The 18,415-nt window shown below is 45.4% G+C and carries 22 protein-coding genes; 11 read left to right on the forward strand and 11 right to left on the reverse strand.

The window, feature by feature from the left end:
* Positions 1-115: 115 nt before the first annotated feature.
* From EKG38_RS24845 to EKG38_RS00900, 5 genes are all read right to left on the reverse strand, one after another.
* Positions 116-289 carry a hypothetical protein gene (locus tag EKG38_RS24845; RefSeq protein ID WP_185826744.1) on the reverse strand — a complete coding sequence of 58 codons (174 nt, stop codon included), beginning with the start codon at positions 287-289 and terminating at the stop codon, positions 116-118.
* 451 nt (positions 290-740) lie between these two features.
* On the reverse strand, positions 741-1,433 hold the full coding sequence (locus tag EKG38_RS00885; RefSeq protein ID WP_126517815.1) for a TorF family putative porin: 693 nt from the start codon (positions 1,431-1,433) through the stop codon (positions 741-743).
* A 272-nt stretch (positions 1,434-1,705) separates the two neighbouring features.
* Positions 1,706-1,978 carry a non-specific DNA-binding protein Hbs gene (hbs, locus tag EKG38_RS00890; RefSeq protein WP_012140949.1) on the reverse strand — a complete coding sequence of 91 codons (273 nt, stop codon included), beginning with the start codon at positions 1,976-1,978 and terminating at the stop codon, positions 1,706-1,708.
* 258 nt (positions 1,979-2,236) lie between these two features.
* Complete coding sequence (locus tag EKG38_RS00895; RefSeq protein WP_126517817.1) at positions 2,237-3,034, reverse strand: response regulator; 798 nt, start codon at positions 3,032-3,034, stop codon at positions 2,237-2,239.
* Positions 3,035-3,132: 98 nt separating this feature from the next.
* The gene (locus EKG38_RS00900; RefSeq protein WP_126517819.1) at positions 3,133-3,525 is read right to left on the reverse strand and encodes a hypothetical protein; all 393 of its coding nucleotides are present in this window, start codon (positions 3,523-3,525) and stop codon (positions 3,133-3,135) included.
* 114 nt (positions 3,526-3,639) lie between these two features.
* Here EKG38_RS00900 and EKG38_RS00905 point away from each other — a divergent pair, with 114 nt between their 5' ends.
* Entirely contained in the window at positions 3,640-4,149 is a 510-nt protein-coding gene (locus EKG38_RS00905; protein ID WP_126517821.1) for a DUF4240 domain-containing protein, read from the forward strand.
* A gap of 79 nt (positions 4,150-4,228) precedes the next feature.
* Here the strand turns inward: EKG38_RS00905 and EKG38_RS00910 are convergent, their stop codons facing one another.
* The 3 genes from EKG38_RS00910 to EKG38_RS00920 all read right to left on the reverse strand — a co-directional run bounded on the left by EKG38_RS00910 (position 4,229) and on the right by EKG38_RS00920 (position 5,814).
* Positions 4,229-4,540 carry a hypothetical protein gene (locus tag EKG38_RS00910; RefSeq protein ID WP_126517823.1) on the reverse strand — a complete coding sequence of 104 codons (312 nt, stop codon included), beginning with the start codon at positions 4,538-4,540 and terminating at the stop codon, positions 4,229-4,231.
* A gap of 510 nt (positions 4,541-5,050) precedes the next feature.
* A complete protein-coding gene (locus EKG38_RS00915; protein WP_126517825.1) occupies positions 5,051-5,332 on the reverse strand; it encodes a hypothetical protein in 282 nt (93 codons plus the stop codon).
* 176 nt (positions 5,333-5,508) lie between these two features.
* Positions 5,509-5,814, reverse strand: coding sequence for a hypothetical protein (locus EKG38_RS00920; protein WP_126517827.1), 306 nt, complete (start codon positions 5,812-5,814; stop codon positions 5,509-5,511).
* Between the two features lie 399 nt (positions 5,815-6,213).
* On the opposite strand from EKG38_RS00920, the gene EKG38_RS00925 reads away from it, so the two are divergent.
* Positions 6,214-6,738 carry a DUF3016 domain-containing protein gene (locus EKG38_RS00925; protein WP_126517829.1) on the forward strand — a complete coding sequence of 175 codons (525 nt, stop codon included), beginning with the start codon at positions 6,214-6,216 and terminating at the stop codon, positions 6,736-6,738.
* A 190-nt stretch (positions 6,739-6,928) separates the two neighbouring features.
* Here EKG38_RS00925 and EKG38_RS00930 read toward each other — a convergent pair whose 3' ends face one another.
* Positions 6,929-7,240 carry a prephenate dehydrogenase gene (locus EKG38_RS00930; protein ID WP_126517831.1) on the reverse strand — a complete coding sequence of 104 codons (312 nt, stop codon included), beginning with the start codon at positions 7,238-7,240 and terminating at the stop codon, positions 6,929-6,931.
* Positions 7,241-7,295: 55 nt separating this feature from the next.
* Between EKG38_RS00930 and EKG38_RS00935 the strand changes: the two genes are divergently transcribed.
* The 4 genes from EKG38_RS00935 (at position 7,296) to EKG38_RS00950 (ending at position 11,884) form a co-directional block, all read left to right on the forward strand.
* Positions 7,296-8,177, forward strand: coding sequence for a TraB/GumN family protein (locus EKG38_RS00935; protein ID WP_126517833.1), 882 nt, complete (start codon positions 7,296-7,298; stop codon positions 8,175-8,177).
* A gap of 114 nt (positions 8,178-8,291) precedes the next feature.
* Complete coding sequence (locus EKG38_RS00940; protein ID WP_126517835.1) at positions 8,292-8,921, forward strand: chemoreceptor glutamine deamidase CheD; 630 nt, start codon at positions 8,292-8,294, stop codon at positions 8,919-8,921.
* A gap of 135 nt (positions 8,922-9,056) precedes the next feature.
* A complete protein-coding gene (locus EKG38_RS00945) occupies positions 9,057-9,890 on the forward strand; it encodes a MaoC family dehydratase (RefSeq protein ID WP_126518721.1) in 834 nt (277 codons plus the stop codon).
* Between the two features lie 281 nt (positions 9,891-10,171).
* Positions 10,172-11,884: a formate--tetrahydrofolate ligase gene (locus EKG38_RS00950; RefSeq protein WP_126517837.1), complete on the forward strand. Its 1,713-nt coding sequence runs from the start codon at positions 10,172-10,174 to the stop codon at positions 11,882-11,884.
* Between the two features lie 234 nt (positions 11,885-12,118).
* Here EKG38_RS00950 and EKG38_RS00955 read toward each other — a convergent pair whose 3' ends face one another.
* The gene (locus EKG38_RS00955; protein ID WP_126517839.1) at positions 12,119-13,762 is read right to left on the reverse strand and encodes a mechanosensitive ion channel family protein; all 1,644 of its coding nucleotides are present in this window, start codon (positions 13,760-13,762) and stop codon (positions 12,119-12,121) included.
* A 209-nt stretch (positions 13,763-13,971) separates the two neighbouring features.
* Between EKG38_RS00955 and EKG38_RS00960 the strand changes: the two genes are divergently transcribed.
* Positions 13,972-14,307 carry a hypothetical protein gene (locus tag EKG38_RS00960; RefSeq protein ID WP_126517840.1) on the forward strand — a complete coding sequence of 112 codons (336 nt, stop codon included), beginning with the start codon at positions 13,972-13,974 and terminating at the stop codon, positions 14,305-14,307.
* Positions 14,308-14,467: 160 nt separating this feature from the next.
* On the opposite strand, the gene EKG38_RS25335 is transcribed toward EKG38_RS00960, so the two are convergent.
* On the reverse strand, positions 14,468-14,593 hold the full coding sequence (locus tag EKG38_RS25335) for a hypothetical protein (protein ID WP_263053380.1): 126 nt from the start codon (positions 14,591-14,593) through the stop codon (positions 14,468-14,470).
* A 269-nt stretch (positions 14,594-14,862) separates the two neighbouring features.
* On the opposite strand from EKG38_RS25335, the gene EKG38_RS25150 reads away from it, so the two are divergent.
* The 4 genes from EKG38_RS25150 (at position 14,863) to EKG38_RS00980 (ending at position 18,251) form a co-directional block, all read left to right on the forward strand.
* Entirely contained in the window at positions 14,863-15,150 is a 288-nt protein-coding gene (locus EKG38_RS25150) for an ABC-type zinc uptake system zinc chaperone (protein WP_126517841.1), read from the forward strand.
* A 121-nt stretch (positions 15,151-15,271) separates the two neighbouring features.
* The gene (locus EKG38_RS00970; protein ID WP_126517842.1) at positions 15,272-16,459 is read left to right on the forward strand and encodes a hypothetical protein; all 1,188 of its coding nucleotides are present in this window, start codon (positions 15,272-15,274) and stop codon (positions 16,457-16,459) included.
* Positions 16,443-17,357 (forward strand): metal ABC transporter solute-binding protein, Zn/Mn family, encoded by a 915-nt coding sequence (locus EKG38_RS00975; RefSeq protein ID WP_126517844.1) that lies wholly within the window; start codon positions 16,443-16,445, stop codon positions 17,355-17,357. The genes EKG38_RS00970 and EKG38_RS00975 overlap by 17 nt, the downstream gene beginning before the upstream one ends.
* Before the next feature lie 96 nt (positions 17,358-17,453).
* Entirely contained in the window at positions 17,454-18,251 is a 798-nt protein-coding gene (locus EKG38_RS00980) for a metal ABC transporter permease (protein ID WP_126517846.1), read from the forward strand.
* Positions 18,252-18,415: the final 164 nt, after the last annotated feature.

The raw sequence follows: 18,415 nt of genomic DNA on the forward strand, positions 1-18,415 counted from the left end.
AGCTTGAAACGGGAGGGGGAGTTTACTTCGCTACGATGTAACGTTTGATTGGCTGTGAATATAGATAAGCTTGAATCCAGGGGGAGAAACCTGGACTCAAGTCGTTGCCAGGAGATTAGTAAAAGTCTCTGCCTATTGCTCGCTGAAGTGCAGCTGCTGCCAGTCGCTCTTCCAAGCGTTTTTTTACTTCACGTCTGTGTTGTAGATCATCGGCGGCCTGTTGATTTTTTGGGGCCGTCATCGCTTCTATCTCTGCATCGTTGGGCACAAGGTCAATAATCTGAGCCATAACCAACTCCTCTCTTGTGAAATATTGATGGCATTTTAATAGTTGCCATCGATTAAGAAATGACACCGATATGGGTGTCGGAAAGTTACTGTAAAGAACATAAAAAAGCGCTATAGCTTAAGACGTTAACTCGGGTGAGTCGGAAACATTAGTAAGCGCTGATGAGAAAGATATCAGGCTATTGTGAGGAAAAGTGAGATCGATTTAACATTATCTGTAGAAGAGTAAAAAAATGATTTTTTGACTTTTTTATAACCGACGCAAATAAATTATTAGGTAATATCAGCTTGTTACAGTTGATTTGTAGATGCGCGATCGCTATTTTAGTGATTGCGCATCCAGCTTGAGATCACAAATTGAAATTCTGGCATTCCCTTAAGATGTTTTTCAAATAACCGCAAAACGCTATGCCAAATGCTTGTGGTAACTCATTTAAAGTTATAGATCCAAGCTATAGATCGAAACTATAGCTGTATCCCAAAATCACTTTCGGATCGTCTTGCTCCAGATCGGTATCACTCACCATAAAGGAGACGGTTCCAATATCGGTCTCTTTATTGAGCGACAGTGAATAATCGGCGTAGTTGTCGACATCAAACCAGGCTGTAGTGACATCACCGGATGAGTATCCGTAATGCAGATCTAAGCTTAATGTGTCCGAGAAAGGGAATGAAAAACCAGCCTGGATATAGGAGAGGTCTTTTTCATCCAGCGGGTCTGAAGCCACATCACTGTCGGCATTGACTATCTGGGAGTAACTTACCGAGAACCACTTCCAACTTAATGCCGCAGTGATCTCTCCGAAGTCTACACTAGCGCCGCTGTCGGGGTAGGCATAATAGAGATAACTGACATCGTAGCCAAAGTCTTCACCTATAGAACCTGCATAACCCCCATAAAAATCAATTTCATAGCTTGTATCATCACCAAAATCCACATTCGAAGCCCATGTGCCCAGATAGACTCCGCTATCATGTTCGTAATCGATACCCCCTTGAACGGCGACAGCGTCTTGAGTCTGAGTGACTCCTCGCCAGAGGTAGTTAGAGCTGGCACCAATATTTGCAGTGACACTTGCATTAGCGCAAAAGGTCATTAATAGGCCTGAGGCCAGTATAGAGGTTGTTCTGAGTGCTTGTTTCATATTCATTCCCTTTCATTGATGAGCCAGTTCATTTTTGTTATTACTGACTGAGAAAGGATTGCTAATCTTGTGCCATAGTTTATTGCAGGCAATATCAAATGCTTACGTTTTTGAATCCTGAAGTTACATGGCTAGTGGTTATTATTGGAGCAGGAGATGCACTCGAGTAGTGCAAAATATAACAATAGCGGCGGGAGCTTGTTGTTTCGAAAAACGGATACAAAAAAACCTCCTATTGGAGGTTTTTATTCATAAACAATGAAAAAGCGTGATTAGTTAACGCTATCTTTCAGAGTCTTACCGGCTTTAAATTTTGGAACGGTTGCTGCTGGAATTTGGATCTCTTTACCCGTTTGTGGGTTACGACCAGTGCGTGCAGCGCGATTAGAAGTTTCAAAAGAACCAAAACCAACGATAGAGATCTTATCACCATTTTTCATCGCTTCGGTAACAGTCTCTTCAAAAGATTTTAGTGCGCGTGCAGCTTCTGCTTTAGTCAGTTCCGCATTCTCAGCTATTTTTGCAACAAGTTCTGTCTTATTCATTTGAATAGTCTCTTCTTTCCGTAGATTTAATTATACCAATCACATTAAATACTTAGCAATTGCTGCACCTAACATGCCATAAGCTATGCCATATTAAAAGAGCTTTAGCGCTCAGAATTGCCCTTTGAGGTCAATATTTGTCTAAAAATAGATCAAATTACATCTGTTGGCCTAATGAACCAGCATTCTGGCTAGAGGTTCAATAGGCTTTCCCTGAAATTATGGGGAGATGACTGACTTTAAATCACGATTGTAAGCTTACTCATCCAGCAGTTGATAGAGGATCTGCTTAACGATTTGAGGTTCAAATGGTTTATCGCAAAGGGCATTGACGCCTGCCTGAGAAACATTGCTGAGATGGGCGTCATTGGCCTCAGACGACACCATAAGGATGGGGATATGAGATTGCTGACTATGGTTACGAATAAATTGGGTCAAGGCTAAGCCATCGACACTGGGCATATTGTAATCTGTGATCACTAAGTCAAACATATTCAATTTCATTATTTCGATGGCTTCAGCCCCATCTACTGCTTCGGTGATCAACTGAAGGCCTAAATTTGAAATTGTTCGTCTGATGATCTTTCGAGCCATCTTACTGTCATCGACAACCAGGACTCTAAGGCTATGTACATCGAAGTGACTGAGATCTAGCTCATCCTGGCTTAAGAGATCGATGGTGGCATTGAGGGCTTTGCCTAAGTGTTCGGATGAGAATGGCTTAGGAAGAATGGATACCACGCCAGACTGTCTATAAACCTCTAGCTGTTCACGGCGACATTCACTGGAGACCAACATAAATTGAATCTCTCTGTATTCATCGGTCTCTTTTAATTGTTTAAGCAGATCTAATGCTGTGCCATCTTCGAAATGCATGGCACTGGCAACCAGATCCGGATGATGGCGACTAATGATGGTTTGGGCTTCAGTCAGACTCGTTGCAGTTTGAATATTGCAGATGCCTTCATGGGTTAGCCTGCTACAGATAATTTTTCTCTGAGTATCGGAAGGCTCGACAAGAAGTATTGAAAGTTCACTAGGCAATAATGCGCTCATAGTCTCGATTCTTATTATTAGTATGTGGCGGCTAAACTAACCTAAAGACAACATCTTAGCAATAAGTCTCCAACCGTTCTCATCGGCTCTGCCCGTCTTTATTCTGCAGCGTCACGGACCAGATATGCTTTTGTCGTATTAGAAAAGGCGACCCAAAACTGAAAGGCCAAAAGGAGCAGGCCTGAGACTGCGATCAATGGTACCGGGATCTCTTGGTTATTGAGTACAACTTTCACTTCATCAGGTGTTATCTGATAAGCGATGATGGCGGTTCCGGCAAGCGCGGCCAAGCCTAATGTCTGAATGAAAAGATAGACTTTAAATGCGATGCCAGCCCAACTTGTTCTCATTGCTAAGCCAAGGAGCACGGGGATGACGCCTAATGAAAACAGATCTATGGCTTGAATGCTCACCGCTCGCCACAGTGCGACAATAGCAAGTAGGGCGTACAGCAACATTATGATGGAGAGTGCAGGAGTTGGTTTTTTCATTGAGCGTCTCTTTAGTAGAGTTAATGACCGGCGAGTGTAAAAAAATCAGACTTAAGAGTCAAAATCAAACTGATATAGATTAGAATAGCGGGAGGAAAACAAAGTGAGAGTTTTATGACCGAAACAGAATTTTGGCAACTAGTTACGAGAATGACACCGGATCAAGACCAGATCAGCTTGGCCGAGAATTTAAAGGGGAAACTTGAGCTGCTTAATGATGAGCAGCTTGTTGAGTTTGATAAATTCTTTGGACAACAGATGCGTCGGTCATACTCCTGGTCGGTATGGGGGGCTGCCTATATCATTACCGGGTGTGACTCTGAGTATGCCTTTGCAGAGTTCCGCTGTTTCCTTATCTCATTAGGTAAAGACTGGTATGACAAAGTCGTTGTTAATCCGGATGACCTTGGCCAGCTTATGCAATGGCCGGAAAAGGATGGTTATGCCTATCCATTTTTAGATGAGTACGACTTAATCGCCGGACAGATATTTGAAGATAGGACGGATGGGGAATTGCCTTTCGTACCTTCGGGAATGGCCACTCCCCAGGGGAAGAAGTTCTCGACCAAGAAGAAACAACTCAAAGCGACTTATCCTCAATTGAGTGGGGCATTTCCGTTTTAGAGTCTAATGTTGATTGGTATTAGATAGACAAAAAGCGAGGACCGCCTCGCTTTTTGTTCGATTCGATTTTAACTGAATGTTATTCGTAACAGACCTCAGCATCACTATCATATTGCAGACCATTATCATCACAGGTTTTATCCATAAACTGCTCCTCAGCCGTCGACAATTCGACATCAAATTCATGCTGCTGACTCTCGATTAAAGAGTTTTCAGATTCATGTTGTTGTGTGGCCAGAATTTCAAAGTGTTGGGTCACTGCTGCCTGCTCTGTGGGCGTCAACTCATCTGCCGTCGCTTGTCCGGCAAATGCGGTTGCGATTAAAACAGCAGCCAATAATGCTACCTTGCCTGAGAACATGACCTTGGTTCGAGTGATTGAGTGGCTCATAAATTTTCTCCAAATGTGAAGTTGTGACCATAAAGGAACCGTTTGCTCTCTGTCCGGTACTTTCAATAAAGAGGAGTAAGAGGTGTCATCCTAAGGGAGTTAGTCTGTATTAATTAATGCGTATATTACCCGGTAAAAGATGTACCAGAGCTGAATGAAAAGTGAGCAGTTTGAACTCGGAATACTTGGGGTTTGAAGTTCTAATTGTTGCTGGAGTTAGATATGAACCAGTGTAGGAGCGGCTTTAGCCGCGAATGGTTCTTTGCGAGCAGTTTTGAACGCTTGAGTCTTAGTCGTCATTCTGAACTTATTTCAGAATCCATGGGATTATTATATTCGATGATTCATGAGCTTGAGTCTTAGCCGTCTTTCTGAACTTGTTTCAGAATCCATAGCTTTATGATGCTTGAGGATAGGGGGTAAGAGGGTGTTCTAGGATAATGGCAGACTTCACTTACCATAAGTAAAAAACAGAGGCCAGATTGCCTCTGTCTGTTTAAGCGTTATCGATTATTGCTCTACACAGACTTCGTCACCCGTATTCAGGTCGACTCTGTATTCTCTGCAGATAGGCTGTAACAGGTCGAGCTCTTCATCTTTGAGTTGATTCTCAATAGCCTCTAACTGCCTGTCTGCGCTCATATCTTCTGCGAGAGATTCATATTGCTCCAGTATTTCATCGGCAGATGTTGCGCTCTCGTCGATACTTATAAGTTCGCTTGCATTCACACCCATCACAAACGGAAAGGTAAAGAGGCTGATAAGTAAGGTGTTTTTTATGCTAAATGTCATAGTGTTATTCCTATACACATAATGAGGGATACCCTCCGAAATATGGAAGCGGAATATTAACATTGGAAACTTGAACATTTGCTGAATTGATAGTGGGACAGCGGTTATTACTCGTCATTAAAATAGCTGTAGACTACACGCTTAGCTATTCTGAACTTAAGCTTACCACTTCTTATCTACTCATTTTCCATCGTCTCGCATTGGTATCCTTGGCGGCTCGAGTCAAAACGACATCTTAATCCGCATTCCCATGGGGCTTGATTATTCTCCACAGATCTCTCCAGTGAATAGGCTCTACATGAGGGGTAATCTTCGAAGTCATCGACCTTTTTATATCGACCCGAGTTATAGCCATGGGTATAGATAAAAGAGGACCAGGTTTCCGGTTCATCAGAGGCTTCGGATTGGTTAATTAGATAGAGCGTGGCTCCGAGGGTCATGAAAAGGGTAATAACAAAGATAATGGGTAGAGTGTTTTTCATGTATGAAACGGCCCTGTATAGAAAGAGTCGATATTCTATACCTAAGTGATACCAATCGGTATAAGAAAGTGATCGACTCCGAGCCGTTGAAGTATGAGTGAGCAAGGCTGTGATTGAGGAGATGCTGACTTCCTTGTTGATATCTTATTATCTGGCCTTGATAAGTATTGATACAGTTTTCTCCATCTATAATGAGAACAAATCACGAGTGTTACGGTCTATTTTTAATAGTGCAGTTATACAGATGCAAAGACATTAATGTCTTTGCATTAAGCCCATATTCAGGATAAGTTTTGTATGTTAAATCAGCACCTGTGCAAATGTCTTGTTAATACCGGTATTGGTGGCAGTTGCAAAGATTTGGCTATAAACATCCGAGTTCAGCCTTAGGAGGCTCACATGAAGTTAACCTATATATTATTTGCGGGAGTATTAACTTCCACTGCAGTGATTGCAGCAGATGAAACTGTTGAAAATCCAGTGACCGAGCACGGGGTGGTAAAAATTGAGTGGCAAGATCCCAAGAGCTTTCGTGATGTGAAGGCGGTCGGTGACATTCAATCCCGCTATGAAAAAAGATCGTTCGAGACCCTGACTAAGAACTTGAATAAAGAGGCGAGTAAAACATTAAAGAGTGAGCAAAAGCTTGAGATGCTGGTGACAGATCTCGATCTTGCCGGTGATGTCAGGCCTACTTTTGGCGCCACGATGAATGATATTCGCTTAGTTGAAGAGCTCTATCCTCCACGTATCACTTTCAGCTATAAAATTCTCGAGGGAGACAAGGTCATTATGGCTGGTGATGAGAAGTTGACCGATATGGGATTTATGCAAAGGGTTGGGCGCGCGAGTGATAAGCCGATGAGATACGAGTCAAAAATGCTTACTGACTGGCTGAAAAAGACGGTCGAACCTAAATTGTAATGAGCAGTTAAGCGACTCTGTAATGTATAAAAAGGCTAAATGAGCTAGAGCACCGATCGGTGCTCTAGCTCATTTAGCCTTTTTTCTGTCGATGACCTGATGTTATCTTTATCATCATAACCAAAACTGCAAGAACACTCTGGTGCTAAAATGATGGCCAGATGACAGAATCAGCCGTGGAGCTTACTGTTTACTTTGATTGCTCTTTAAAGGCTTGCAGGGTTTGCAGCAATACTCCAAGTTTACGGACAAATTTTTCTAAGGCCGCGGGGAGCTTTTCTGCATCGGTCGGCATCTTGTCCAGTTCATCGGCCAGCTCTTGAACATAAGGGCAGAAGCGGTTGCTGCTTGTGCTGAAGCCCTCTTCTTGAGTGAAGATGGTATTAAATTTTACGTGGCCGGCTTTTTTTAATTCATCCAACTTACCATCGGCATCGATCGATTTACGATAGGCTGTTTGTAAGTTGTCTTTCAGTTGTTCGATAACACGCGTGTGTGGCATAACAGCCTCTCATTTACATAAATTTTAATTGTCGGGATTATAAGGGGCGAAGCAGATGGCAACAAGTCAACTGAAGCGATTAGTTGCATTGGTATGTATGTTTGTGGCGATGGGGATTGCTTGTGCCCAAGCGGCGCCACTGGATACGCCACCATTTTATAAAATTGAATATAAGGGGAAGGTCTCCTATCTGCTGGGTTCGATTCATGTGGGCAAGGCAAACTTTTATCCCATGCCTGAGCAAATAGAATCTCTGTTCGATTCGGCTGAGTCCTTGGTGGTTGAAGCGGATGCTGCCAGCGCGGATATTGCCACACTGATCAGAAAGTACGGAGTAGGTCAGGTCCCTATCGATATTGAGACTCAGGCTGTACTCGATAGTTATTGCCAAAGAAGGACGAGAGAGTGCGCCGCGTTAAGTGGTTATGCCCCCTGGTTGCAGTCGATGCAACTGGGAATGGCCCGATTTGAAGAGCTGGGTTACAGCGCTATATATGGAGTCGAACAGGTATTGATCTCAAAGAACAGGGGCAGACCTGTTTTGGAGTTGGAAAGTACCGAGTTTCAGTTTCAACTTATGGCTTCATTCGATGATAAGACCCAATGGAGCATGGTTAAAGAGGCCATAGAAGGACCCGATGAAGATATGCATGGCCTGATTAGCTCATGGCGCACAGGAGATGAACTTCATCTTGCCGAGTTGATGGAGGGGCAGATGTCCGATGGAGACGATAAACAGTTGCTCGAGAAAATTTTATGGCAAAGAAATATCGACATGGCAGCAAGAATAAGAGAGCTAATGCTCGACCCTAACACTCCACAACCTATGTTCATTGCTGTTGGCGCCGGGCATGTTGTCGGCGACCGAAGTATGGTGCTTGAGATGCAAAAACATGGCGCTGAGACGACAAATTGTTGGAAGCAAAAGTGCAAATGATAGTGCTTCAGTAAATAACAGGGCAAGTTAATGGCCGCCTGTCTATACTCTGGAAACGAGCCGACTCCATAAGGGCAGGGCTCAATTCTATTTGATTCACAGCAGGGAGGCTGAATGCAAGCTGTCGCGATACCTCCGCCACGAACTGGCTTTGAGGGGATCCCCAGAAATTGGGACAACAAGCATAGTAAAGTGATCGCCAGAGTCGATCCCGGCGCCTTTTATATCACTTCACACGATGAATATATATTTACCCGGCTCGGTTCCTGTGTGGCGGCTTGTATCTGGGATCCACTCTTAGGTATTGGCGGTTTAAACCACTTCCTTCTCCCGGAAAGAGAGCTCCATGAAGATTGGCACCAATTAACCAGTTACTCCTGTCGTTATGGGAATTTAGCGATGGAGCAGCTAATTAATGGCATTTTAACCTCGGGTGGTCAACGTCATCGGTTAAAGGCTAAAATTTTCGGCGGCGCCCAGATGACAAAAACTTCGGTGCTTAATGTCGGTCAATCAAATATTGAGTTTGTAAAAAATTACCTGGCACTGGAAGATATCCCGATAGAAACTGAGGACTTAGGCGGCCCCTGGCCGAGAAAAGTGCTTTTTCACCCCAACAGCGGCAAAGTGTTACTGAAACGAATGTCTCCGGATCGAATCACTCAGATGATGAAGGAAGAGAAGGTCTATCTCAAAGGTATTGTCACGAAGCAGGAAGATAATCAGGTTGAGTTATTTGATTAGGTTCAGCCAGATGTCGGAACTAAGGACAAACTCACTCAGTTTGGGTATAATCCCCCGCTTGATATCGGTTTGGTGATTTGAAATTTGAAAGGTTCGGTAAGCGTGGAAAAAGATTATTCGATTGAATTAAAGGCGATGCCTTCGCTGTTCTCCTTGTATCGCAAGATCTTCTTTGGTCGTAAGCCGGGTTGGAATGAGCAAGCATTACCGAAAATCCAAGTCAGTAGTTCAGGCGTATGTCTGTCTCGGGAAAAAGTTGAGGAGTATGCCTCAGTATGTGGTTTTGACTTCGATGGTAAAACATTACCTCTGACCTATCTCTATGTGATGGCATTTCGTCTGCATGCGGTAATTTTTACCCATCAGGCTATCACTTTCCCGTTACTCGGCATGATACACCTGAGAAATAGCATCACCTTGCACAGAGCCGTCAGTGTCGATGAAAAATTCAATTTAGAGTGCGAATTAACTGATAGTCAAGTGACTGATTCCGGTCTTGAATTTGATTTGGTTTCTCGGGCTTTTGTCGATGGCGAGTTGGTGTGGGAGTCGTTATCGACTTACCTGTATCGTATCGAAGGTGCCAAGCGTCGTGTTCGCCCGCCTAAGGGTAATGGCATGGCGTGGGAAACACCCCAAGCTTGGTCCTTGTCTGATGACCTCGGACGCCGTTATGCTAAGGCTTCCGGTGATTACAACCTGATTCATCTGCACCCACTGCTCTCTAAACGGTTTGGCTTCGATCGAGTACTGGCGCATGGAATGTGGTCTAAAGCTCGCTGTATTGCTCAGATGATGCCTCAGATTGGCGATCGCCCCTGTACTGTGGATGTGGCTTTTAAGCTACCAGTTTTCATGCCTTCCGATGTGAGTTTTGCAGCCGAAATTAACGAAGACAATTTAACATTTGAATTGAGAGATGCCCGCGGGCGCCGTCCACACCTCTCCGGAGAACTTAAGTTTCTTTAGCCTTTAGTTTTTATCAGATAGTACTTAACAGATAATTCTTAACAGATTGAATGATGAAAGGCGCGAACGCGCCTTTCACTCTTTACATTTTTGCTACATGCCAATTACTGCTCACTAACGAGTGGAGGCACATTTCTTGATTTAGATTCATAAAAGCTTAAATAAGTACGGCATTTCAAAGTCAGCTATTTAGCTCACGTCGTAGATCCCCTATATTCGGGGCGCATATTTTATTCTACCTAAAACTATCCTACATATTATTAAAAAAGGGGAACATTAGAATGCTGACCGATATCGAGATTTCACGTCAAACCAAGCATCGACCCATTACCCAAATCGCAGAACAATTCGGCATAACCTCATCTGAACTTGTCCCCTTCGGAGACGCTAAAGCTAAAATAAAGTTATCGATTCTTAAGCGCGTCGATGACAATTTAGAAGGGAAGTTAGTGATCGTCACGGCCGTGACACCCACGCCATTCGGTGAAGGAAAAACAGTCACCAGCATAGGCTTAACTCAGGGGCTAAATGCCCTGGGTAAGAGAGCCTGTGCCTGTATTCGCCAGCCCAGTATGGGACCTGTTTTCGGCATTAAAGGGGGGGCTGCTGGTGGCGGTTACTCTCAGGTGGTTCCGATGGAGGAGCTGAATCTGCATCTGACCGGTGATATTCACGCCGTGAGTAGTGCCCATAACTTAGCCGCAGCGGCTATCGATGCCAGATTATTTCATGAGTCCAGAATGGCGGCCGATGAGTACCGTGAGCTGTCGGGACAAACGCCCCTTAATATCGATCCAGAGAAGATCTTGTGGCGCCGGGTGGTCGACCATAATGAGCGCAGTTTAAGAAACATTACCGTGGGGTTTGGTGATAATAACGGCCCCATACATGACTCAGGGTTTGATATCACCGCCGCTTCAGAGCTGATGGCAATATTGGCTTTGAGCCTGGACTTAAAAGATATGCGCAGGCGTATCGGACAACTCGTGCTGGCCCTGGATACTCAGGGGCAACCGATAACCGCTGAAACCTTAGGTGTTGCCGGCGCGATGACTGTGATCATGAAGGATGCGATAGAGCCTACGCTTATGCAGACATTAACGGGCGATCCTTGCCTTATCCATGCCGGCCCCTTTGCCAATATCGCTCACGGTAACTCATCGATTATCGCCGACAGAATAGCCTTAAAGCTTGCCGACATCGTGGTGACTGAAGGTGGCTTTGGCTCAGACATGGGATTCGAGAAGTTCTGCAATATAAAGACGCGAGTATCGGGTAAGACGCCCGATGCAGCCGTTGTCGTGGTGACCTTAAAAGCCCTGAAAGCCAATTCGGGAATCGAGTCACAAAACGATATAAACCAGCCAGATATGGCGCGTCTACAAGCTGGATTTGCTAACCTGAAATGGCATATCGATAATGTGAGTCAATATGGTGCTCCCGTCGTTGTGGCGATTAACCGTTTTCCAACCGATACCGATGAGGAACTGGAGTGGCTTAAAGCCAGGGTGCTAAAAACCTCTGCTTTTGGCTGTGAGGTCTGTGACGGTTTCAGTCAGGGAGCAAAAGGCGCCGAGGCCCTGGCCGGGGTCGTTGTCAGCGCAACAGAGCAGGAGTCTGATTTTAAATTCCTATATCAGCTCGATGAGAATATAGAGTCAAAGCTGCTCACTATCGCAGAGGCGGGGTATGGCGCGAAAGGGATATCCTTGTCGCAAGACGCCAAGCGCCAACTGCGAGAGATCAAATCCATGGGGCTGGATAATCTGGCGGTGTGTGTGGCCAAGACTCCGTTATCGATAAGCCACGAACCTAAGGTTAAAGGGGTCCCAACTGATTTTGAACTGCCCATCATTCAGCTAAAAATCAATGCCGGAGCCGGTTTTATCACAGCCTTGGTCGGTAAGGTGATGACAATGCCCGGGTTGGGTATCAAGCCAGGGTATCTGAATGTGGATATTAATGAAGACGATGAAATAGTCGGATTGGCGTAACTGAAATCTGGAAAGGGCTAAGACGACGGCCTGCGGCCTATCGCTTCGCAGACGGTGAAACCTATACGACGAGCTACGCTCTATAAGGGAAAACAAGGCGACAAATCATTGAAGCCATGTTTTCCTACTCGTCAGCTCACGCAGTGAGCATCGTCTTAGCTTGTACAGCCAGCTTTGCTGGCGCCGATTAGGGCGTGCCCGTCAATTAGCTCACTTGGTGAGCGTCTTGCCGTTTCACTCTGATTGATAAATATGAACATCGCGCTGCGGAAATGGAATGCTGATGTTCTCGGCATCGAAACGCATCTTCACGGTGCGGGTTACATCCCAATAAACTTCCCAATAATCTTCCGGCTTAGCCCAAGGGCGTACAACGAAATCTACCGAAGACTCACCTAATGTATGTAATTTAACGATAGGTTCAGGGGTTTTTAGCACTTTAGGGTGTTCGAGCAAGATGGCATTCATTACCCGCTCAGCTTTTTCTATATCATCGCCGTAACCTATACCAAAGGTCATATCAACACGTCTTTGATGCTCAACCGTGATGTTGTTGATGGTGTCGCCCCAGATCTTATTATTCGGAATAATTAATCTCTGGTTATCTAATGTCTTAATTGTGGTCGATACTAAGCTCATATGGCTGACCTTCCCCGTTACGCCTGCAGCATTGATCAGATCGCCGACATCATAGGGGCGATAGATCAGAATCATCATCCCCGAGGCAAAGTTTGATAGCGTGTCCTGAAGCGCAAAACCGATAATCACACCGGCAACACCGAAACCAGCCAGCAGAGGGCCGAGCTCTATCCCCAACTGAGAAAGGGCAATAAGTACACCTAAAGTGAATACGGCCTTACCCGATAAAGAGATAAAGAACTCCTGCAGCAGAAGACTGAATTGCAGCTTGGAGTTACTCACTGTTTTCTTAACAATTTTCTGAGCAAGCTTACCCGCCAGATTGGCGATAAAGAGGATTAAGACGAAGATAAAGAGTTTGAAGATGACCCCGGGTCCATTGTCTATGGCTTGGGTCTTAGCCGTGGTAAACCATTGTTCAATCAGACTCGATGCGACATCAATATTTAACACATCTTGAGTGATGTCGCCGGAAGTACTGAACAGGGTCTGTTTTAATTCGGCTGTATCCAGGCCTACTGCGTCGAGCAGACCGATGGCGACGGCTAAACTGGAGCTGCTTTGAGCCAGCCTCTCATTGAGCTGAGTGACTGACTGAGTCTGTTCCGAGGTGACATCACTACCGGCAAGGCTTGCTTCACTCACTGCGGCTTGTAGTTTCTCTTGTGTGTATTGAACCAGACTATTGAGCTTATCGGCACGCTTAACTAATGTCCGAGTGAGTAGAGCCGTCTGCTTGCCAATATCAATTTCTAACTGTTTAGCCCATTCAAGGGTATCGAGTTTTGCTTCCAATTGCTGATCGCGCTCTCTCTCTCTGAGCGATAGCTGCATCATGATTTTGGCGTCATTATTCTTACCAAGCTCACTCTTCAGCTGTTTTATGTTGTTTGTATAGTAGCTATCTACCCGATTGATGAAATCCAGATGCTCCTGGACCAAGGGACGTAGCAGCTCTATGTTCAATGGTGTCTCATCCATCAACTCTTGGATCTTGAGGTGTAGCAGCTGCGCATTTTTTTTGATTCTGTATTCGGTGAAGCTGGTTAACTCCCCTTTAGTCTGTTTAAGACGGTTGACGTCTTGGGTGATCGACTCTTGCAGTGAAGACAGTTCACTGATTTCTGTGGTGTCCTCAATTGAGAGTTCGGTTGGAGACTGTGTTGGAGTTTGCGCTTGTGAGGGCATGCCGCTGAGTCCAATTATTGCGAGCATCACCAGAGAGAGTATGCGATACATAGGTAAGTTCCTGTTACTTTTGTAGGGGCTTATGATATTACGTTGATAGCGTTGCTGTAAATTGAGATCAACAAAATTAGCACTATTCGATATCCAAATGAATGGTCATCTGAGATGCAAAGTGGGAAGGGGAGCTGGAAACCGTATTTTTGACGCAGATTCTGTTAAACTCACGCATCGATTTTTTGTAAGAAGTAGAGGCTCAACAAGTGTTGTGTACCCACTGTAGTCAGTGTTTTGGTGTGAATGAGGTTCAGAATCAACGGGGTAAAGGCTTAAATTCACAGATCCAGTGTCCACGCTGTGAGGCCTGGTTAGGTAAGAGTCCAACCCTATCGCGTTTGAAAATTTTGGGTTTTTATACTGGCCTCGCTGCCTTAATTTTTGGGTATTTCACACCGGAGTTTCGCAATGCTACCACCGCGGTCGCGATTTTTTCGGCCATGATTTTACTGGTCAGCCATATGATGGATCATCTGAAGGTCACCGAGGCTCCCGAGAAGCCCTTTGTCGATGATAGTGAACATAGACGCAAGTATCGTTAGCTGGCAGTTAGATTAATGGCTTTTAAAGCCAGTAATCGTAAGGGGCGTGGAAGGGCTGCTTGATAAGATTATTCAGGTCGTTGTCGATATCAATATCGCCAATATTCGAACAACCACCTGAACATTCGTGCTATTCAAAGCTGATTAGCAGAGTGCTAGATTAATCGATAACCTGAACTTGTGCTTCTAAGGCTGCTTCGACGTAATAGATCCCACCGCCAACGGCAATGAAGAAAATTGAGGTCCAAAGGATCATTTTAAAGTTTTCGCGAAAGAATTCTAACATGGTCGTTAACTCCCCTGATGGGTATAATTTCGAACAATAAGTCATTAATGTATCTGATGCTATATTAGTCTGTACAGCTTAAGTCAGTATTAATTGTTTGCCGAAAACAATCGATCCGGATCACCTTCTCCTGAAAGAGCAACTTACCTTTTCTTACATTTATCTGTCATTGTTATTAAACGGTAACTTGACTTAACCTTCCGTTTGCATAAACATGACCGCGATTTGTTGGTATTAAATTTTCAGAACATTATCTATGGTGCCTTTTTATGGTGAGAAGTAGCGTAAGACGAGGAGTTGCAATTTGGCTATCTGCCATATTGATCTGCCTGTCGTTTGCCGCTTCAGCCCATAGCGTTCATCATATTGATGATGGCGCAAAGGGTCACTGTACACTCTGTTTCCATCAGCATCAGTTAAATAAGATACTACCAACTAGTCTATTCAATTTTCCTACTTCAGTTCCAACTTTTGAAGTCGTTAGCTATCCAGCCCGCAAGCACCGCGCGAGGCACGTTAACGTTTTTCGAAGCCGGGCTCCTCCGATTCAGCGCTAAATCAAATTCACACCATAGAAGTTTAACGTCTTTAATAATCAGTTTTGATTATTAAGCGTATTTGATTTTGTTCACCTTCCCTAAAAAAGGGTGGGGGATTTGCTGTATTTTGGAGAAATAAATGACTGTTTTAAATAATCGCATCTCTTGCGTGGCCGCCGCGTGCGCCCTGTTTTCGACTTCAGCTTTTGCACAGGACCCATCGTTAACCAACCCTGCTATCAGTGCCGTGCTCGATGGCTACTATCAAAACACCGAACGTCCTATGGCAGAGCGTGTTGAAGGGTTTGGCTTAGGACATACCGAGCTGGCGATGAGCGCCAATATCGATGATATGTTTTATGGCAAATTGACCGCCGTGGTTGAGATGCATGAAGGGGAAACGGAACTGGGTCTGGAGGAGGCTTTTATTCAGACACTTGGCATGCCTGCCGGCTTCTCTGTACGAGCGGGTCGATTCCTGTCCGATGTGGGGTACCTGAATAACCAACATGTGCATACCGATGCCTTTTCCGATCGCCCGGCAGCCTACCGCGCGTTTCTGGGCAGTCACTATTTTGATGACGGTGTTCGTCTCAATTACGTTGCGCCGACGGATATCTATTGGGCCATGGGCATCGAAGCCTTCAAGGGTGACAACATGCGAGCCGTCGATGAACACGGCGAGCGTGAATTCAAGGATTTGGGCATCTATACTGCTTATACCAAGTTAGGTGGTGATATCGGTGCTAACGGTTCCTGGCAGGCTGGCCTGAGCTATATGCGAAACGAGAATGGGCGCATGACTGCAGATGAACATGAGGATCACGCCGAGCTTGAGGATGATGATCATGGTCATGACCATAGTCACAGTGCCAGCTATACGGGTGAAAATACCTATATTGCCGATTTCGTCTATAAATGGGCGCCGAATGGCAACTATAAATATCAGCACCTTACTGTCAGCGGTGAATACTTTAAGGTGACGGATTTTACTCCGCTAGCCCTGGAGGATGAGCATCTGAGTGAGCAAAGTGTCGATGATCAGCAGGGTTGGTATCTTAGCGGTGTTTACCAGTTTTCTCCTAACTGGTCAGCGGGTGTACGTTACGGTGAAGTCGATACTCAGGAGATGCATGGCGACCACTTCCATGGTCAGAAACTGAAAGAGAGTGAGGTCAGCCTAGCCTGGCATCACAGCCACTTCTCTACCGTGCGTCTGCAGTACACTAACCAGAAAGGCACTAATTTCGACGGTATCGAAGATGATAACGTCATTACTCTTCAATATGTTATGACTCTGGGGGCTCACGGTGCGCATCAATTCTAATCTGACTAAAATAGCTGCGCTTGCCTTGATGGCTAGCTACTCCTGTGTCGCAAATGCCGGGCTGAATATTTTTGCCTGTGAGCCTGAATATGGGGCGCTCGCGAAAGAGTTAGCGCCGGAGGCTAAGATCTATTCGGCGACGACGGCGATGCAAGACCCACATCAGGTGCAAGCGAGGCCAAGCCTTATTGCCAAGATGCGCCAAGCGGATCTTGCGGTTTGTGCCGGCGCCGAGCTCGAGGTGGGTTGGTTGCCTATGTTGCAGATGAAATCTTCCAATTCTAAGGTTCGCTCGACCGATCTGGGACTCTTCTTTGCCGCGGATCAAGTGGCGACGTTAGATAAGCTCGAGTCTGTCGATCGTAGCATGGGAGATGTACACGCCCAGGGGAATCCGCATCTGCACTTCTCTCCAGAGCGTGTATTAAAGGTTGCACAGGCATTAACGGACAAGCTGATACAGCTGGATCCGGGCTCGAAAGCCGAATATCAAGAGTCGCTGACCGACTTCAGTAAGCGATGGAGTGAGGCTATCCCTGTATGGGAAGCGAAGGCTGCTTCCCTGCGAGGCAAGAAAGTGATCGCTTACCACTCAAGCTTTCGCTATCTGTTCAGCTGGGTTGGGATAGAGCAGGTCGCCGATCTGGAGCCTAAACCTGGTCTGCCGCCTAGCAGCAGTCATCTGGCAAGCCTGCTTAAGCGCACCGAAGCCGGAGATATTATGGCAATTATCGTGGCATCTTATCAGGATGAGCGCGGTGCCAACTGGTTAGGTGAGAGAGCTAGTTTACCCGTGCAGGTCTTACCTATGTCGGTGGGGGGGAATGAGCAGAGCCAAGATCTGTTTAGCCTCTATGACAGTGTGTTAGACCTCTTGTTGGGCGTTAAGAGCAAATAAACAGTCTTTTAAGTTCATGTTATCGACGCCTCTTTAAACATAGAGACGTCGGTATTTCTCTCTTGTACGAGTTATTTCAATTAAAGAGAATCGTTTATGTTAGATCTCGATCTGCTCTCGATTTTATTACCGGCCTTTGCTGCCGGAGTATTGGTGCTATCTACCCATGTTGTCCTTGGGCGGCAGGTATTAAAACGTGGCATCATATTCATCGATCTGGCGATTGCTCAAGTGGCGGCTCTAGGGGCGATTGTCGCTCACCTGAACCATGATATTGAGCATCTCCCCTTTTCAAATATCTGGATGCCGGCGTTGTTTGCTTTGGCAGGAGCGGCTTTTATCGCCTGGCTATCTAAACGAATGGCCGATGAATTAGAAGCGATAATCGGCTGTTTTTATGTACTCGCTGCCGTGGCTGCGATGCTGATGTTGTCTAATGATCCCCATGGTGCAGAGATGCTGAAACAGCTGATGTCTGGCCAGATCCTCTGGGTTAACTGGTCTCAACTGATATTACCTGCCTGTGTATCGACAGCGGTATTGGCAGTAATATTTCTGCGACCTGGGCTTCTCGATGGCAGTGGTTTCTATATCATGTTTGCTCTTGTCATCACCCTGTCTGTCGAACTGGTCGGAGTTTACTTAGTTTTCAGTACCCTTATATTACCCGCACTGGCGGTTAATAAGTTTGGCCATAAATACCGTTTAGTGGCGGCTTATCTGGTGGGGCTAACCGGGTATATCTTTGGTTTAGTGCTATCGGCGAGCTTCGATCTGCCAAGCGGGGCGGCGATAGTCGCAACTCTCGCCGTCAGTGCCATATTGTTCAGGCTGGTATTGGGGCTATTAAAGCAGAAACAGAGCGATGGTTCGGATGAGGTTCAAACCGAATGAAATGTGCGCTGTTAAATCAGGATTAAGCTTGAACTTATATACTCTCTGTGTGCGGCTAATCTGAATTAACATTTAATCTTGTTCCGTGTGATAGGTTTACAGATCAAACCTTGGTTCCGATTAGGCGTATCTTAATCCGTCTCAGTCTACATATGTAAACTATA

This window comes from Shewanella canadensis (assembly GCF_003966225.1).
Taxonomy (GTDB): domain Bacteria; phylum Pseudomonadota; class Gammaproteobacteria; order Enterobacterales; family Shewanellaceae; genus Shewanella; species Shewanella canadensis.

Bases quoted from the DNA above. Each gene is read 5' to 3' on its own strand.
- EKG38_RS24845 (WP_185826744.1), bottom strand. From the start codon at position 289: ATGGCTCAGATTATTGACCTTGTGCCCAACGATGCAGAGATAGAAGCG.
- EKG38_RS00885 (WP_126517815.1), bottom strand. From the start codon at position 1,433: ATGAAACAAGCACTCAGAACAACCTCTATACTGGCCTCAGGCCTATTA.
- hbs (WP_012140949.1), bottom strand. From the start codon at position 1,978: ATGAATAAGACAGAACTTGTTGCAAAAATAGCTGAGAATGCGGAACTG.
- EKG38_RS00895 (WP_126517817.1), bottom strand. From the start codon at position 3,034: ATGAGCGCATTATTGCCTAGTGAACTTTCAATACTTCTTGTCGAGCCT.
- EKG38_RS00900 (WP_126517819.1), bottom strand. From the start codon at position 3,525: ATGAAAAAACCAACTCCTGCACTCTCCATCATAATGTTGCTGTACGCC.
- EKG38_RS00905 (WP_126517821.1), top strand. From the start codon at position 3,640: ATGACCGAAACAGAATTTTGGCAACTAGTTACGAGAATGACACCGGAT.
- EKG38_RS00910 (WP_126517823.1), bottom strand. From the start codon at position 4,540: ATGAGCCACTCAATCACTCGAACCAAGGTCATGTTCTCAGGCAAGGTA.
- EKG38_RS00915 (WP_126517825.1), bottom strand. From the start codon at position 5,332: ATGACATTTAGCATAAAAAACACCTTACTTATCAGCCTCTTTACCTTT.
- EKG38_RS00920 (WP_126517827.1), bottom strand. From the start codon at position 5,814: ATGAAAAACACTCTACCCATTATCTTTGTTATTACCCTTTTCATGACC.
- EKG38_RS00925 (WP_126517829.1), top strand. From the start codon at position 6,214: ATGAAGTTAACCTATATATTATTTGCGGGAGTATTAACTTCCACTGCA.
- EKG38_RS00930 (WP_126517831.1), bottom strand. From the start codon at position 7,240: ATGCCACACACGCGTGTTATCGAACAACTGAAAGACAACTTACAAACA.
- EKG38_RS00935 (WP_126517833.1), top strand. From the start codon at position 7,296: ATGGCAACAAGTCAACTGAAGCGATTAGTTGCATTGGTATGTATGTTT.
- EKG38_RS00940 (WP_126517835.1), top strand. From the start codon at position 8,292: ATGCAAGCTGTCGCGATACCTCCGCCACGAACTGGCTTTGAGGGGATC.
- EKG38_RS00945 (WP_126518721.1), top strand. From the start codon at position 9,057: ATGCCTTCGCTGTTCTCCTTGTATCGCAAGATCTTCTTTGGTCGTAAG.
- EKG38_RS00950 (WP_126517837.1), top strand. From the start codon at position 10,172: ATGCTGACCGATATCGAGATTTCACGTCAAACCAAGCATCGACCCATT.
- EKG38_RS00955 (WP_126517839.1), bottom strand. From the start codon at position 13,762: ATGTATCGCATACTCTCTCTGGTGATGCTCGCAATAATTGGACTCAGC.
- EKG38_RS25335 (WP_263053380.1), bottom strand. From the start codon at position 14,593: ATGTTAGAATTCTTTCGCGAAAACTTTAAAATGATCCTTTGGACCTCA.
- EKG38_RS25150 (WP_126517841.1), top strand. From the start codon at position 14,863: ATGGTGAGAAGTAGCGTAAGACGAGGAGTTGCAATTTGGCTATCTGCC.
- EKG38_RS00970 (WP_126517842.1), top strand. From the start codon at position 15,272: ATGACTGTTTTAAATAATCGCATCTCTTGCGTGGCCGCCGCGTGCGCC.
- EKG38_RS00980 (WP_126517846.1), top strand. From the start codon at position 17,454: ATGTTAGATCTCGATCTGCTCTCGATTTTATTACCGGCCTTTGCTGCC.